A 13291-nucleotide genomic window follows, 5' to 3' on the forward strand; every position below is an offset into this window, starting at 1 on the left:
ACATCCCCCTATTTCCTATTAATCAATCTATCAATCACATCTGTGCCATTATTGATATAAATGACACGCGACATAATGACCTTCTTTTACTTCAGTCCATGCGGGCTTTTTCACCTTGCAAGGTTCAAAGCAGGCAGGGCATCTCGTATGAAAAGCACACCCTTTAGGCGGATCGGACGGACTCGGAAGATCCCCTTTTAAAACAATCTGTTCTTTAACTGCCTCAGGATCCGGGAGAGGCACGGCAGAAAGCAGCGCTTTTGTATACGGATGCAGCGGTTCGGCGTACACCTGCTCGCTGTCTGCAAGCTCTACTAAACTTCCCAAATACATGACTCCAAGCCGGTCACTGATGTGGCGAACGACTCCCAGGTCATGGGAAATGAAAATATATGTTAATGAAAATTCCTTTTGCAGGTCTTTTAATAGATTCAGAATTTGAGATTGTATGGAAACATCCAGAGCAGAAACTGGCTCATCTGCAATGATCAGCTTCGGATTTGTCATTAAGGCTCTTGCAATCCCGATTCTTTGGCGCTGTCCTCCGCTGAACTGATGCGGATATCTTTTTCCATAAGCTTCATCAAGACCGACAATTTTCAGCATCGATTTTACTTTTTGCCTGCGCTGCTCCTTGTTTCCAATTTTATGTACGATAAGCGGCTCTTCAAGAATTCGCTCTACAGTCATTCTGGGATTCAGCGATGCATAAGGATCCTGAAAAACCATCTGCAGCTCCCGCCTCATCTTTCTCATCTCTTTTGGAGACTTAGAGAGCAGCTGTTCTTCCTGAAAAGTAACAGATCCTTCTGTAGCATCGATCAGTTTCAGCAGAAGACGGCCCATAGTTGACTTCCCGCAGCCCGATTCACCGACAATTCCAAGTGTTTCTCCTTCATATACTTCAAAAGACAAATCATTTACCGCCTTGACTGCACCAACTTTTCTGCCTAACACTCCGCCATTTATCGGAAAATGCTTTGACAGCTTGTCCACTTTAAGCAAAGGCTTCGTCATGATGAATAGCCTCCTCTCGTGCCAGAAAGCATCTTGATTGATGGGAATCCTCTAACTTGTACAGCGGAGGTGCATCATTCATGCACTCAGCTATTGCATATTCACAGCGCCCTGCAAACAGACATCCCTGTTGAACCGTGCCAGGACGCGGCACCTGCCCTGAAATGGAATATAACCTGTCATTTTTATGCCGGATATCAGGCACTGATTTCATAAGCCCTTTTGTGTAAGGATGCTTAGGATTTTTGAAGATGGTTTTGACGCTTCCCTCTTCCACAACTTGTCCTGCATACATGACCATGACGCGATCACACATTTCTGCTACCACACCAAGATCATGTGTGATAAATACAATGGACGTTTCCAGCTTTTCATTTAGGTCTTTCATTAATTTCAGTATTTGTGCCTGAATCGTTACATCAAGTGCAGTTGTCGGCTCATCGGCTATCAGCACCTTCGGATCACAGATCATCGCCATCGCAATCATGACACGCTGCCTCATACCTCCGGACAGCTGATGGGGATATTCTCCGTATAACTCCTCAGGTCTTGGCAGTCCTACCAGCTTTAGAATTTGAATGACCCGGTCCTTTGCCTGTTTTTTAGTTAAGTTCTGATGAACACGAAGTGACTCTTCAAGCTGGTTGCCTATTTTAAATAATGGATTAAGCGAAGTCATTGGCTCCTGAAAGACCATCGCAATTTCATTTCCGCGCATTTTCCGGAGTGCTTTTTCATTCAGCTTCAGAAGATCCTTCCCTTGAAACAGCACTTCTCCTGTAAGCTTTGATGTTTTCTTTGGCAATAGCCCCATAATTGAAAGCGAAGTCACACTTTTTCCGCATCCCGATTCTCCTACAATTCCTAAAACTTCTCCCTTATGTACGTCAAAGTGAATGGAATCCACAACACGCGTTTCTTCTTTGCTTTGCATAAATGTAATGCTTAAATCCCTGATTTCTAAAATTTTTTCCCGTGTCAGACCGTTCACCCCCAGTGAGGATACTCTTTTTCCAACAACTTAAAACATATGATGTCGGATCATCCTCTATGCTTTCTCATGATATTTCTGTAAGATACTATTCAAAATACAAAAAAATTGGATATGTACAAATTATAGACTAAATATTCCAAATATTAAAATAGTCCTTTGTACCTAAATAGTTTTATTACATTACTTTGATAAAGTGATTATGTTAATTAAATTCATGTCCTTTGAAGCACTTTTGAAGCATTTTTGAAGCAAAAAAAAGAGCAATCCCGAAAGGATTGCTTATTTTACTTATTATGGAATTCTTTTTTCCTAAAGATATGATTTTATTATGATAGAAAAACATGGACTAATCTAATTGCTGAATCTGGAATAGAGAATAATAATGGCCTTGTTTCTCCATTAGCTCAGAATGAGTCCCCTGTTCTGCAATTTTCCCGTTTTCTACGACAACAATTTTATCAGCATGTGTAATGGTTGAAAGACGATGAGCTACGATAAACGTAGTTCTGTCCTGAGCAAGCTTCTCCAGCGCTTCCTGTATGAGGTGCTCGCTTTCCAAATCAAGAGCTGACGTTGCTTCATCTAGAACAAGAATTGGAGGATTCTTTAAGAAAACTCTTGCAATGGCAAGTCTTTGTCTTTGGCCGCCTGAAAGCTTAACACCGCGTTCACCGACTTTTGTATCATAGCCATCAGGAAAGCCTAAAATGAAATCATGGGCGTTAGCTGCTCTTGCGGCTTCAAACACTTCTTCATCCGTTGCTCCAGGCTTGCCGATCAGAATATTTTCTTTAACAGTCTGACTGAATAAAAACGTATCCTGCATAACCATACCAATTTGATCTCTCAGGCTTTGAGCCCGGTAGTCTCTGATATCAATCCCATCAAGAAGAATGCGCCCTTCTGAAACATCGTAAAAACGCGGAATCAAGCTGATGAAGGTGGATTTTCCGCCTCCGCTCATGCCTACTAAGGCAATCGTTTCCCCTCTGTTCACTTTTAACGAGATATGATCAAGGATCATCGGTTCTTTCTCGCCATATTTGAACGACACCTCTTCAAATTCAATTGTTCCATTTACCGCTTTTGCTTCGATAGCATTCGGTTTGTCTGTGATATCGTACTCTTCATCAATTAGTTCAAACACACGGTCCATGGATGCCAGGGCCTGAGTGAGAGTAGTTGAAGACGTAACAAGACGTCTGAGCGGATTATAAAGCTGATCAATATAAGCAATAAATGCTACCATTGTCCCAACTGTCATGTTCCCATGAATAACTTGATAGGCTGCATATGATATAACAAGCAGGGGGGCAACATCCGTAATTGTATTCACAACAGCAAACGTCTTAGCATTCCAGCTTGTATGATCGAGTGCTTTCGTTAAAAAGTTATGGTTTTCTTTATCAAATTCAGCCTGCTCATGTTCTTCAATGGCAAAGCTGCGGATGACAGGCATCCCCTGAACTCGCTCATGAAGATGTCCCTGCACCTGCGCCAGAGCTTGAGATCGGACTCTAGTCAGATATCTCAGCTTTCCGTAAAAGTACTTAACAGAAAAGCCGTAAAGAGGAAACAGAATGATTGATACCAGTGTAAGTTTGATATCCATTGTAAACATGATGATCACTGCGATCACGATTGTAAAAATATCAAGCCATACGTTCATTAGACCGGTGATGACAAAGTTTTTCGTTTGTTCAACATCGTTGATGATCCTCGAGATAATTTCTCCCGCTCTTGTGTTTGCATAGTAGCGGAGACTGAGTTTTTGCAGATGTGTAAACAGGCTGTCCCTTATATCATAAAGGATTTTGCTGCCTGTCCATTGTGCAAAATATTGGCGATAATATTCAATTGGCGGCCTGACTATAAGGAAAATGGCGAACATGATTCCCATTATTGTCAGCAGCTTTGCCGTTTTTTCATCAGCTGACATTTTTCCGCCTAATATATCATCTACTACATACTTAAGCAGCAGTGGTGTTAATAAAGGAATAGAGAATTTTATAATTCCAATTAGGATCGTTCCTGCTATTTGAAATTTATATGGTTTGACGAATTTCATGTAACGTTTTACAGAACTCAAGGGCCTTTGTCTCCCCCTTTCTTTGTCTATTTTGCGCGAAGCAGAGCATCTCATTCCCGCCTCTGCAGCGCATGATTGGATTTAGAAAATATCCCGGCAAAAAGAATAAGCCTGTTTATCAAACAGGCTTTCAGGTTGTACATCCCCAAATCTGCTATCTAAGTGGAAGTCTGAACGGATAACAAATCATTTTACATGTGTTAAATAACGTTCATACCACACATCGATAAATTCTGCTGAGAACGGACCTTTTTGCTGTCTGATCCAGCGCAGCAATTTTTCAAGGTTGCTCTTTAAAATTAGATCGATGACATCAGGATAATTCATTTTTTTACGGTGATATTCATATTCATCTTCATCTAAGATGATATAGGTCATATCAGGAAAAATTTTAACATCAAGGTCATAATCTATGTATTTCAGCGCTTCATCATCCCATGCGAATGGCGAGCTTATGTTGCAATAATAATAAATGCCATCTTCCCGGATCATGCCTATTACGTTAAACCAGTACTTAGTATGAAAGTAACAAATGGCAGGTTCACGGGTAATCCAGGTTCGGCCATCGGATTCTGTCACAACCGTCCTGTCATTTCCGCCGATAATACAATGCTGACTAGCCTTTAATACTGTTGTTTCATCCCAAATTCGGTGAATATGCCCATCATGTTTGTAGCTATGAATTTGTATGTTATCTCCTTCCTTGGGAAATCCCATTTTACTCCCCTACTTTCCGTATAGCCGCTTTGCTGAAAGAGCAAAGATCTTCAACTAATTGTTTTTACTATTATACCGTTTGCAGGAAAAAAAAGAAAATAAAAGAGCCGCCCTGAGGTTTTGGGAGACTCTCGAAATAGCCCTTTATTTGCTTAATGGCAGAACAGCCTGATAAGAAAGAATCACCTCTTCTGTCTGCTTTTCAAACACTTTCTGAATCATATACAGTTCATCCTTCATAAAGTCAATCTCTGACTCAATCTCCTTGCATTTTATTTCATCCGGAAGATTGCTCAGCTGCTCCTTTAACTGCTGACATCTCTCAATTTCAGATTGCAGGCACAGCAGCTTTTCCATCGTCTGGAGCTGATTGCCGACTAATTGATCAAAATCTTTCAATCCAACTACACCTCTCTCTTCTGTCTTGCTGATTTGTACACATACTTTTTCTTCTTCATAAATCATTTTCCTTTGACTTTATATGTTGAGGAATAAGAGGTTTTGTCGGATACAGAATAGTGTCTTTCGGCACGTTATAGATACATGATTTTCGTTTGTATCCAATAAATTAGGGAAACGTTAAACAGCCTGAATTTATCGATATATACGAAGGATGTATTTTGCGGGTGAATCTACTCATCTTGTGGGGAAGTGCGGAAGGTTACATTGTAGGGCCAGCTGACCGCTGATCAAGTTAAACGAGCTTCAACGTTAAATAAAAATAGAAAAGACACTTCTTCTCACAAGGAAGAAGTGTCTCTTTTTAAGCTGTTTTTAAATTAAGAGTTTTATTTTTTCTTAGCTTCAGCTTGTTGATTTTGTTTTTTCACTTGTTGAGCATCTGTTTCGCTAGCGAACTCAGCTCCGAATTGTTGTTGACCTTGTGCAGCTTGAGCGTTTTGTTGTCTTACTTGTTGTACGTTTGTGCCAGCTTGAGCTTTGTTTGGTTGTTGTTGATTTGCCATGATTATCACCTCCACGAAATATATCATGTCCCGGAGGTGAAATTAATATCCAAAGTTTTTAATTTTATTTTTGATTTTTGTGGTTCAATTTTTTCTTTTTACATCAGGAGGGAACGTCCGCCATCCACGATAATGGTCTGTCCTCTGATCATCGATGCCTGGTCTGAAACGAGAAATTCAACGGCATCAACCATATCTTCCATATCCACCATACGTCCTGCAGGAGTCATTCTTCTCGCATCAGCAAGCAGTTCCTCGCGGTTTGGAAAATGCTTCAGTGCTTCTGTATCAACAGCTCCACCTGAAACAGCATTCACCACAATATTTTTTGATGCAAGCTCGACTGCCAGGTAGCGTGTCAAAGATTCGAGTGCAGCCTTTGATACTCCAACAGTGGTGTAATTTTCAAGAACGCGGATCGAACCTAAAGAACTGATGCTGACAATTGTTCCTCCGCCATTTTTCTCCATTCTCTTCGCAGCTTCCTGAGCACAGAATAAAAGAGCCTTGCTGTTAATATCCATTGTCCAGTCCCAGTGGCTTTCTTCAAGCTCCATTAATGGTCTTAATACACCTGATGCAGCATTGTTTACAAATATATCTAAACGGCCGAAGGTTTCATCTATTTCGGCAAACATCTCTTTAATTTTTTCAGGTTTTCCTACGTTTGCTTTTACTACAAGCGCCTTTACGCCAAGCGCTTCAATTTCTTCTGCTGTCTGAAGAGCTGCACCTTTGCTTCTGGCATAATTGATGACAATATTGTATCCCTGCTTAGCAAGACGGAGTGCGATTGCTTTCCCGATTCCGCGGCTGCTTCCTGTAATTAGAGCTGTTTTGTTCTGGTTCATTTTTACATCTCCTTATTTGCTGTTAATCGTATAGTTGCCTATATTGTATCAAACAATAGGACAAGCGAGTAGTAGAGGAGGATTGCTTATGTATGTAGGCCGTGATATGACTGAATTATCCATGATGTCCATCCATGAGTGGAAGGACAATGAATTAGCTTACTTTCATCATGGACTTCAGCAAATGATGCTTTATTTAAACGCCGAAGGGCAAACAATACACCGTGAGATCATACAGGAAATTGAAGAACGGGGCGGTTTAAAACGCAATGAAGCTGATTACACACACGGGACAAAAATAAGCTATGACTAACACGAATCGGCCGTTAAACAGGCCGGTTTTGTGTGTTTTTAAATGGCGCATATCAATTTATTTGTTCACGCGTTAAAACTTCTTTCTCTGTAAATTATGTAATTATGTGAATTATTGGAAACTCACACAAATTTCTGCACACTCTCACCCGTTTTTATCAAAAACATTACTGAAGTGACATCTGATAAATCTTCTGATGTGAAACAGGAAACGCGTATCTCTGCATTTCAGTTTCTGTCACTTTTACAAGATCTTTATAGCTGCTGCCAGGTTTAAGCTGACCGGTATAGACGGAAATGTTCCAGACTAAATGAGAAAATATATGCTGAATGGTGCCTGTAAGCGGCTCAAGCTCAGCATCTGTCTCATATTCATCATTCAGGAAATTCACAAGCTGTTCTTTTTGCGAGACGATGTCAATCGATGTTTCACAGTTTGGAAACTCCCATAAATTAGCGAGAAGTCCTGAAGAATTGCGTTTATGGATGTAATAATGGCCATCTTCATCTTTCAGAACGGCAGCGGCCATAGTGACTTGTTTAGGCTTTTTCTTCTTGCTTTTGACAGGGAGTTCTCTTTGCACACCTTCATGGAACGCGTGGCAATGCTCTCTGACAGGGCACATAAGACATGTTGGTGACGTCGGGGTGCAAATAATCGCGCCAAGCTCCATTAATGCCTGATTAAATTCTGAAGGCTGTTCCTTTGAGATTACCTCATATAGAATGTTTTCAAAAATCTTGCGGGTTTTTGGCTTTGCGATATCCTCCCAAATAGATAGAATACGCGACATCACTCTCATCACATTTCCATCTACTGCAGGCTCCGGCACGTTATAGGCAATGCTCAAAATGGCCCCTTTTGTATAAGGACCCACTCCTTTTAGTTTACTGATCTCCTCAGGTGTATCAGGTACAATGCCCCCGTAGCTGCTCATGACCTCTTTAACAGCTGAATGCAAGTTGCGTACTCTTGAATAATAGCCAAGTCCCTCCCACGCTTTCAGAACATCTTCTTCATCCGCATCAGCCAGGGCTTCAAGTGTCGGGAACTTTTCTGTAAAGGCAAGAAAATACGGAATAACTGTATCAACTCTTGTCTGCTGAAGCATAATTTCAGATACCCATATTTTATAAGGATCCTGATTAAGTCTCCAAGGCAGATCTCTTTTCTCAAGCAAATACCACGAAATTAAATCTTTTCTAAATTCGTCTATATTCAATGAATGTAAATTTTTATCAATTGAGTCGAGCATATTTAAATATCCTCCGTATGTTATTTTTATAGGAAATTTGGGAAAATAGATGGTAGGCTTTCATTTGTTTCAACTAAGAAAAACGCAAGCCCCGTTTTTCGCAGGCATGACAGATCCGTTCTGGCCGAGAAGTTGGGCGATGGAGCTAGACACCAATGCGCAAAAATTTCTAGTTCTTATTTCTTAAAAAATCATACAGCATTCGCCGCAAATTAAAAAGGGGCAGGCATGCCTTCTCACATAAACCATAATAATCAGTAATGTATCCTATAAAATAAAGGGATGAGAAAACCTTATTTCATCATAAGATAGTGACAGGAGGTTTTAATGAGTGGATACAGGCACACATGTTGTGATGGGTATTGCTCTTGGCGGGCTTGCAACACTTGATCCCTCAGTAGGCACAGATCCTGTGACTGCACAGGCCGTTATGATCGGAGCCATTGCAGGGTCTCAGGCACCCGATCTTGATACCGTATTAAAATTTAGAAATAACGCTAAATATATTCGCAATCACCGTGGGATTACTCACTCTATACCTGCTGTAATTCTTTGGTCCGTTTTGATTACTGCTCTTTTGTACTGGATCTTCCCGCGGGCTGATTTGCTGCATTTGGCCATATGGACCACAGTCGCTGTTGTACTTCATGTATTTGTTGATATTTTTAATGCCTACGGAACCCAGGCACTTCGCCCATTTTCACAAAAGTGGATCGCACTTGGCATGATCAATACCTTTGATCCAATCTTGTTCTTGATTTATACAGCAGGAATTGTGGTTTGGATATTTGGAGCACCTGCAGGCTATACATTTTTAACAGTCTTTATCGTTGCGTTCGGGTACTACATTCTCAGATTTATTATGAAGAGAAGAATTGTTCATAAAATTCATGCGAAATATGGCGATGTAGAAAAAATCATTATTTCCCCAACGATGAAATTCAGAAAATGGCGGATCGCGATCATTTCAAAAAACCATTACTACGTGGGACGTTCACTTAATAATGAACTGACAATCCTTGATGAATATGAACGGGTTCCCGTACCTCAAACAGATGTTATTAAAGCTGCTGAACGGGATGAAAATATTTCTGCGTTCTTATCTTTCTCCCCTGTTTACAGGTGGGAGGTTGACGAATACACAGACCATTACGAGGTGAAATTTATCGACTTGCGCTACCGGAGCAAAGGGCATTACCCCTTTGTTGCCATCGTTCAGCTCGATCAGGATTTAAACATTGTCAGTTCGTATACAGGCTGGATATTCAGCGAGGAAAAGCTCAGAAAAAAATTAGATCTTCTTCCCGAATAAATAAAAAACTTGGCCCCAATCGGAGCCAAGTTTTTTAATGCAGCAAATGATCATCATCATTCAGTAAATGCTTGTATTTAGGATTTGTTGCTAAAAACTCATGCAAATGCTCACCGTAGTTGGTAATCCATTGCGTCACTATTTTCTCCGTTACATTTTTTCCGCGGTACTTTTCGCCGGCTTTGGCGTATGTTGCTTCAAAATCCTCCCAGAGGAGTTCAATCCAGGTGCGGGCTTTTTCAAAGCTTAAGGACGGATTTTTTTCCATCAGCAGCTTAGTTAAACGTTCATAATATGTTTCCATTTTTCATCACCCCTGAGGCATTGATTCATGCTTATAGTTTTAGCTGCAGCATCACATACTATAAATACGCTTCAGTTATTGAAGCTATTTAAACCCATTGGAGGTCATACGCATGCGGAATAAAGCAAAAGACTTTCCGATTCAATCCAGCAACAAATTTGAGGGAGAACCAAGAGCAAAAGATGACTTCGCCTCAAAAAGAGCGAATGGTACAACCAACACTAACCCGCAGGAAAGAATGAGAGCATCAGGCGAACGCAATGATATTGGTTCTTGATTTTTCACAAATTTTGCGGAGGTGCTTATAATGGGTTCAAACCATAAGAAGTTCTATAACAACAGATATGCAAATCCGTTTCAGCAGCCCTGGGCTAATCCTAAGCATGCACATTCTCAGGTAAATGGACAGACACAGCTGACCCAGGACTTAATTATTTTAGAAGCAGAAACAAAAAAAAGATCATAGATTTTTAAGGAATAACGAATCATGCTGAATGAAAGTCATTCAGTGTGGTTCGTTTTCATCCTTTTTCTCACCGAGCATTGAAATTGGAATACCCTCTTCATCACTTGGGCTTTCCAGACGATAGCCCCAGGCAAAGACACCATTCATATAGGAGATTTTGAAAAATGTTCCGGGTGCTCCTTCAATTTCATAAACCTCTCCAGGCAAGAAGCTGTCCGGATTCAGTAAATAGGCTTGCGCCATTGTCATTTTACGATCTAAAACAGCAAACTCATTTATCATTCCCAATTGTTCCGCTTTACGCGCTTTTTCACGCAGCTGGGCAATTTCTGTTTTTAGCTCATATTCAGTCAGAGTACTGTATCGTTTTGTCTGCAAAATGATCATCCTTTCTCATTTCGTTAAAATAAGTATAGAATATAAGTAATAATTAGAAGGAGTGAGCCAATGTCAGCTATAGCTATTACAGGAGCCGGTTCAGGGCTTGGGCGAGCACTCGCTCTGCAATACAGCAAAGATTTTAATGAAATCATTTTAATCGGGAGAAATCATGAACGGCTTCAGCAAACGAAAGACATTCTGCAGCAAAGCCAGGAGCTTGAAGTCTTTACATATACCGTGAATATCCAAAATCATGATGAAGTGAAGTCCTTATGCACATCGTTGTTCACCAAGCACGATGCAGCTGTACTTATTAATAATGCGGGAGTAGGCCACTTTGGGCCAGTCACTTTATTATCAGCTGAAGATATCAGTGAAATGCTGGATACAAATGTAAAAGGCACTATTTTTTTAACCCAGGCTTTTATAAAAGAATTCATGAAAAAAGGTACAGGTAAAATTCTAAATATTATCTCTACTGCCGGACTGCGGGGCAAGGTAAACGAAAGTGTGTGCGTTGCATCGAAATTCGCCGTCAGGGGTTTTACAGAAAGTCTTGTAAAAGAGCTGGACGGAACGGACATTACGATTGCCGGAGCTTATATGGGCGGCATGGATACACCCTTTTGGGACAATAATGAACACATTAAAGATAAAACCCGTCTTAAATCACCGGCAGTTATTGCAGAAAAGATTTATCGCCTTGATGACGGCAGAACCGAAATCATAGTAGAGTAGGATATCAATCCTGCTCTTCTTCGTTTAAATAACGGTCGATGATTTCAATTGAGAAACCCTTTCTGTATAGGGCCTGCTTCATTTTCATTTTATATTGAGACTGTGCTCCTTTGGCATATTTCCTTTTCAGTTTTTCTGCCTGAAGAACAAGGGAATTCCACTCTTCATCATCATTATTTTCATACATTAATTCTTCTTTTACAATAGAGATGACATCATAACTGAAGCCTTTTCTCATAAGTGTCTGTTCCACTTTTTGCTTAATCTGTACAGTGGAGATCTTCGTTTCTTTCCGAACAACCTTTTCGGCGTGGACCATCGCTTGTTCCACTTGATCTTCTTTTGAATACTGCAAAAGAGCTTTTTCGGCAATGTCCTTGCTGATGCCTTTTAATGAAAGCTCCTGCTTCATCACACCAGGACCTTTTCCCCCGGTTTTCCAGTGCGTGCGGATATATGCATCTGCAAACTCTTCATCGTTTACATATTTATAGTGGCGCAGCTGGTGCATCACTTCAGAAACAACGGCATCTTCATACTCTTTTTTCAGCAGCATGTCCGCTACTTCTTTTTCAGAGCGCATTCGGAATCCTAAATATTCAATGGCTTTATTGAACGCTTTTTTCACTGAATCTCCATATTGAATTTCCAGGATTTCCATCTCGTCCAGTTCAAGACCTTTTCTAAGACCGAATTTCAAAAGGACATTCTGATCAACACTGAATGCGAATTTTTCGCCGCTGCCCTCATTCAAAAAGACATTGAAACGCTCTTCACTGCTTTTTTGAGTCGTAATTTTCGTTATTATTGGCATATTGACACCTCTCCTCCATCTTATCATATTTCGCTTTCAGACGGCTTAATGTAAACGCTTTGGCGACATTTGAAGAATCTTATCTTTCTCAGCATATTAAGAAGGATTATCGGGGTTTGATTGATGAAATATAAGGATAGAGAATAACAAGGAGTGATACAATGAAAATTGCGATTGCTGGCGGAACCGGTTTTATAGGAAAGAAGCTCACGGACTATCTTTTAGAAAACGGAAACAAAGTGCTGATTTTAAGCAGAACGAAAAAAGAAAGTACGAAATCCGGGCTTCAATACATTGAATGGATGACAGAAGGAGCCGCTCCTGAACGCGAACTTGATGGAATAAGTGCTTTCATTAACCTTGCAGGTAAATCCATAAATGACAGGTGGACGGAAGAAGCAAAAAAACAAATTGTTGAAAGCCGAGTCAAAACAACTAATGAAGTATACAGGATCATCCAGAATCTCGAGACGAAGCCTGAGGTGCTAATAAATGCCAGCGCTGTCGGAATTTACGGGACATCGGAAGAAGAAACATTTACAGAGGAATCCCGTCCGAAAGCATCAGACTTTCTCTCAGAAACGGTTATTAAATGGGAGCAAGAAGCAGCCAGAATATCAGAGCTTGATGTGCGGACCGTATTTACACGCTTCGGTATTATATTAGGAGAGAAAGGCGCTCTTCCTTCTATTATACTGCCTTATAAATTATTTGCTGGAGGAACGGTTGGCTCCGGCACACAATGGCTGTCTTGGATTCATATAAATGATGTAGTGAAACTTATTCACTTTTTGCTTCTTCAAAAATCGATTGAAGGTCCTGTTAATGCAGCATCTCCAAATCCTGTTCAAATGAAGGATTTCGGAAAAACGGTTGCCAAAGTGCTGCACCGTCCTCATTGGATTCCTGCTCCAAGCCTTGCTTTAAAGCTTGCACTCGGAGAAAAAAGCATTCTTGTTCTCGAAGGCCAGCGGGTGATTCCGAAAGTCGCACTGGAAAATAACTTTCAATTTTCACATTCAGTGCTTGAAGAAGCGCTATCTGACATATTAAAATCCACATAAGGACACGAGAA

17 protein-coding genes are annotated in these 13291 nt (G+C 40.6%); 6 read left to right on the top strand and 11 right to left on the bottom strand.

Annotated features, from left to right (window positions below; translation table 11 throughout):
- Positions 1-48 precede the first annotated feature (48 nt).
- The 7 genes from QFZ72_RS25495 to fabL all read right to left on the bottom strand — a co-directional run bounded on the left by QFZ72_RS25495 (position 49) and on the right by fabL (position 6633).
- The gene (locus QFZ72_RS25495) at positions 49-1017 is read right to left on the bottom strand and encodes an ABC transporter ATP-binding protein (protein ID WP_307438942.1); all 969 of its coding nucleotides are present in this window, start codon (positions 1015-1017) and stop codon (positions 49-51) included.
- Positions 998-1951, bottom strand: coding sequence for an ABC transporter ATP-binding protein (locus QFZ72_RS25500; protein ID WP_373464718.1), 954 nt, complete (start codon positions 1949-1951; stop codon positions 998-1000). The genes QFZ72_RS25495 and QFZ72_RS25500 overlap by 20 nt, the downstream gene beginning before the upstream one ends.
- A gap of 406 nt (positions 1952-2357) precedes the next feature.
- The gene (locus QFZ72_RS25505) at positions 2358-4100 is read right to left on the bottom strand and encodes an ABC transporter ATP-binding protein (RefSeq protein WP_307438945.1); all 1743 of its coding nucleotides are present in this window, start codon (positions 4098-4100) and stop codon (positions 2358-2360) included.
- 186 nt (positions 4101-4286) lie between these two features.
- Positions 4287-4817, bottom strand: a complete 531-nt coding sequence (ntdP, locus tag QFZ72_RS25510) for a nucleoside tri-diphosphate phosphatase (protein WP_307438947.1) — start codon at positions 4815-4817, stop codon at positions 4287-4289.
- Positions 4818-4961: 144 nt separating this feature from the next.
- Positions 4962-5282 (bottom strand): YgaB family protein, encoded by a 321-nt coding sequence (locus tag QFZ72_RS25515; protein ID WP_307438949.1) that lies wholly within the window; start codon positions 5280-5282, stop codon positions 4962-4964.
- 323 nt (positions 5283-5605) lie between these two features.
- Positions 5606-5782, bottom strand: coding sequence for a gamma-type small acid-soluble spore protein (locus QFZ72_RS25520; RefSeq protein ID WP_307438950.1), 177 nt, complete (start codon positions 5780-5782; stop codon positions 5606-5608).
- A 98-nt stretch (positions 5783-5880) separates the two neighbouring features.
- Complete coding sequence (gene fabL, locus QFZ72_RS25525; RefSeq protein ID WP_307438951.1) at positions 5881-6633, bottom strand: enoyl-[acyl-carrier-protein] reductase FabL; 753 nt, start codon at positions 6631-6633, stop codon at positions 5881-5883.
- 88 nt (positions 6634-6721) lie between these two features.
- On the opposite strand from fabL, the gene QFZ72_RS25530 reads away from it, so the two are divergent.
- Complete coding sequence (locus QFZ72_RS25530; RefSeq protein WP_307438953.1) at positions 6722-6946, top strand: hypothetical protein; 225 nt, start codon at positions 6722-6724, stop codon at positions 6944-6946.
- Between the two features lie 166 nt (positions 6947-7112).
- On the opposite strand, the gene mutY is transcribed toward QFZ72_RS25530, so the two are convergent.
- Positions 7113-8201 carry an A/G-specific adenine glycosylase gene (gene mutY / locus QFZ72_RS25535; protein WP_307438954.1) on the bottom strand — a complete coding sequence of 363 codons (1089 nt, stop codon included), beginning with the start codon at positions 8199-8201 and terminating at the stop codon, positions 7113-7115.
- Between the two features lie 331 nt (positions 8202-8532).
- Here mutY and QFZ72_RS25540 point away from each other — a divergent pair, with 331 nt between their 5' ends.
- Complete coding sequence (locus tag QFZ72_RS25540) at positions 8533-9513, top strand: metal-dependent hydrolase (protein ID WP_307438955.1); 981 nt, start codon at positions 8533-8535, stop codon at positions 9511-9513.
- 34 nt (positions 9514-9547) lie between these two features.
- Here the strand turns inward: QFZ72_RS25540 and QFZ72_RS25545 are convergent, their stop codons facing one another.
- Positions 9548-9817: a YfhJ family protein gene (locus QFZ72_RS25545; RefSeq protein WP_307438957.1), complete on the bottom strand. Its 270-nt coding sequence runs from the start codon at positions 9815-9817 to the stop codon at positions 9548-9550.
- A 112-nt stretch (positions 9818-9929) separates the two neighbouring features.
- Here QFZ72_RS25545 and QFZ72_RS25550 point away from each other — a divergent pair, with 112 nt between their 5' ends.
- Together QFZ72_RS25550 and QFZ72_RS25555 are read left to right on the top strand one after the other, a co-directional pair.
- A complete protein-coding gene (locus tag QFZ72_RS25550) occupies positions 9930-10094 on the top strand; it encodes a small, acid-soluble spore protein K (protein ID WP_252208029.1) in 165 nt (54 codons plus the stop codon).
- A gap of 30 nt (positions 10095-10124) precedes the next feature.
- Entirely contained in the window at positions 10125-10283 is a 159-nt protein-coding gene (locus QFZ72_RS25555; protein WP_307438960.1) for a YpzG family protein, read from the top strand.
- 39 nt (positions 10284-10322) lie between these two features.
- Here the strand turns inward: QFZ72_RS25555 and QFZ72_RS25560 are convergent, their stop codons facing one another.
- Positions 10323-10661 (bottom strand): YfhH family protein, encoded by a 339-nt coding sequence (locus tag QFZ72_RS25560; RefSeq protein ID WP_252203581.1) that lies wholly within the window; start codon positions 10659-10661, stop codon positions 10323-10325.
- 69 nt (positions 10662-10730) lie between these two features.
- Between QFZ72_RS25560 and QFZ72_RS25565 the strand changes: the two genes are divergently transcribed.
- The gene (locus tag QFZ72_RS25565) at positions 10731-11402 is read left to right on the top strand and encodes an SDR family NAD(P)-dependent oxidoreductase (protein WP_307438963.1); all 672 of its coding nucleotides are present in this window, start codon (positions 10731-10733) and stop codon (positions 11400-11402) included.
- Positions 11403-11406: 4 nt separating this feature from the next.
- On the opposite strand, the gene recX is transcribed toward QFZ72_RS25565, so the two are convergent.
- Positions 11407-12216 (bottom strand): recombination regulator RecX, encoded by an 810-nt coding sequence (gene recX / locus QFZ72_RS25570; protein WP_307438965.1) that lies wholly within the window; start codon positions 12214-12216, stop codon positions 11407-11409.
- 161 nt (positions 12217-12377) lie between these two features.
- On the opposite strand from recX, the gene QFZ72_RS25575 reads away from it, so the two are divergent.
- Positions 12378-13280 (top strand): TIGR01777 family oxidoreductase, encoded by a 903-nt coding sequence (locus tag QFZ72_RS25575; protein ID WP_307438969.1) that lies wholly within the window; start codon positions 12378-12380, stop codon positions 13278-13280.
- The last annotated feature ends 11 nt before the right edge of the window (positions 13281-13291 follow it).

Origin of the sequence: Bacillus sp. V2I10 (genome assembly GCF_030817055.1) — a bacterium.
Classification (GTDB): Bacteria; Bacillota; Bacilli; order Bacillales; family Bacillaceae; genus Bacillus_P.

What these genes read in the sequence shown, in the direction of transcription:
- QFZ72_RS25575 (WP_307438969.1), top strand. Translation starts at nt 12,378, where the DNA reads ATGAAAATTGCGATTGCTGGCGGAACCGGTTTTATAGGAAAGAAGCTC.
- fabL (WP_307438951.1), bottom strand. Translation starts at nt 6,633, where the DNA reads ATGAACCAGAACAAAACAGCTCTAATTACAGGAAGCAGCCGCGGAATC.
- QFZ72_RS25565 (WP_307438963.1), top strand. Translation starts at nt 10,731, where the DNA reads ATGTCAGCTATAGCTATTACAGGAGCCGGTTCAGGGCTTGGGCGAGCA.
- QFZ72_RS25495 (WP_307438942.1), bottom strand. Translation starts at nt 1,017, where the DNA reads ATGACGAAGCCTTTGCTTAAAGTGGACAAGCTGTCAAAGCATTTTCCG.
- mutY (WP_307438954.1), bottom strand. Translation starts at nt 8,201, where the DNA reads ATGCTCGACTCAATTGATAAAAATTTACATTCATTGAATATAGACGAA.
- QFZ72_RS25530 (WP_307438953.1), top strand. Translation starts at nt 6,722, where the DNA reads ATGTATGTAGGCCGTGATATGACTGAATTATCCATGATGTCCATCCAT.
- QFZ72_RS25515 (WP_307438949.1), bottom strand. Translation starts at nt 5,282, where the DNA reads ATGATTTATGAAGAAGAAAAAGTATGTGTACAAATCAGCAAGACAGAA.
- QFZ72_RS25545 (WP_307438957.1), bottom strand. Translation starts at nt 9,817, where the DNA reads ATGGAAACATATTATGAACGTTTAACTAAGCTGCTGATGGAAAAAAAT.
- QFZ72_RS25550 (WP_252208029.1), top strand. Translation starts at nt 9,930, where the DNA reads ATGCGGAATAAAGCAAAAGACTTTCCGATTCAATCCAGCAACAAATTT.
- QFZ72_RS25520 (WP_307438950.1), bottom strand. Translation starts at nt 5,782, where the DNA reads ATGGCAAATCAACAACAACCAAACAAAGCTCAAGCTGGCACAAACGTA.
- ntdP (WP_307438947.1), bottom strand. Translation starts at nt 4,817, where the DNA reads ATGGGATTTCCCAAGGAAGGAGATAACATACAAATTCATAGCTACAAA.
- recX (WP_307438965.1), bottom strand. Translation starts at nt 12,216, where the DNA reads ATGCCAATAATAACGAAAATTACGACTCAAAAAAGCAGTGAAGAGCGT.
- QFZ72_RS25555 (WP_307438960.1), top strand. Translation starts at nt 10,125, where the DNA reads ATGGGTTCAAACCATAAGAAGTTCTATAACAACAGATATGCAAATCCG.
- QFZ72_RS25500 (WP_373464718.1), bottom strand. Translation starts at nt 1,951, where the DNA reads ATGCAAAGCAAAGAAGAAACGCGTGTTGTGGATTCCATTCACTTTGAC.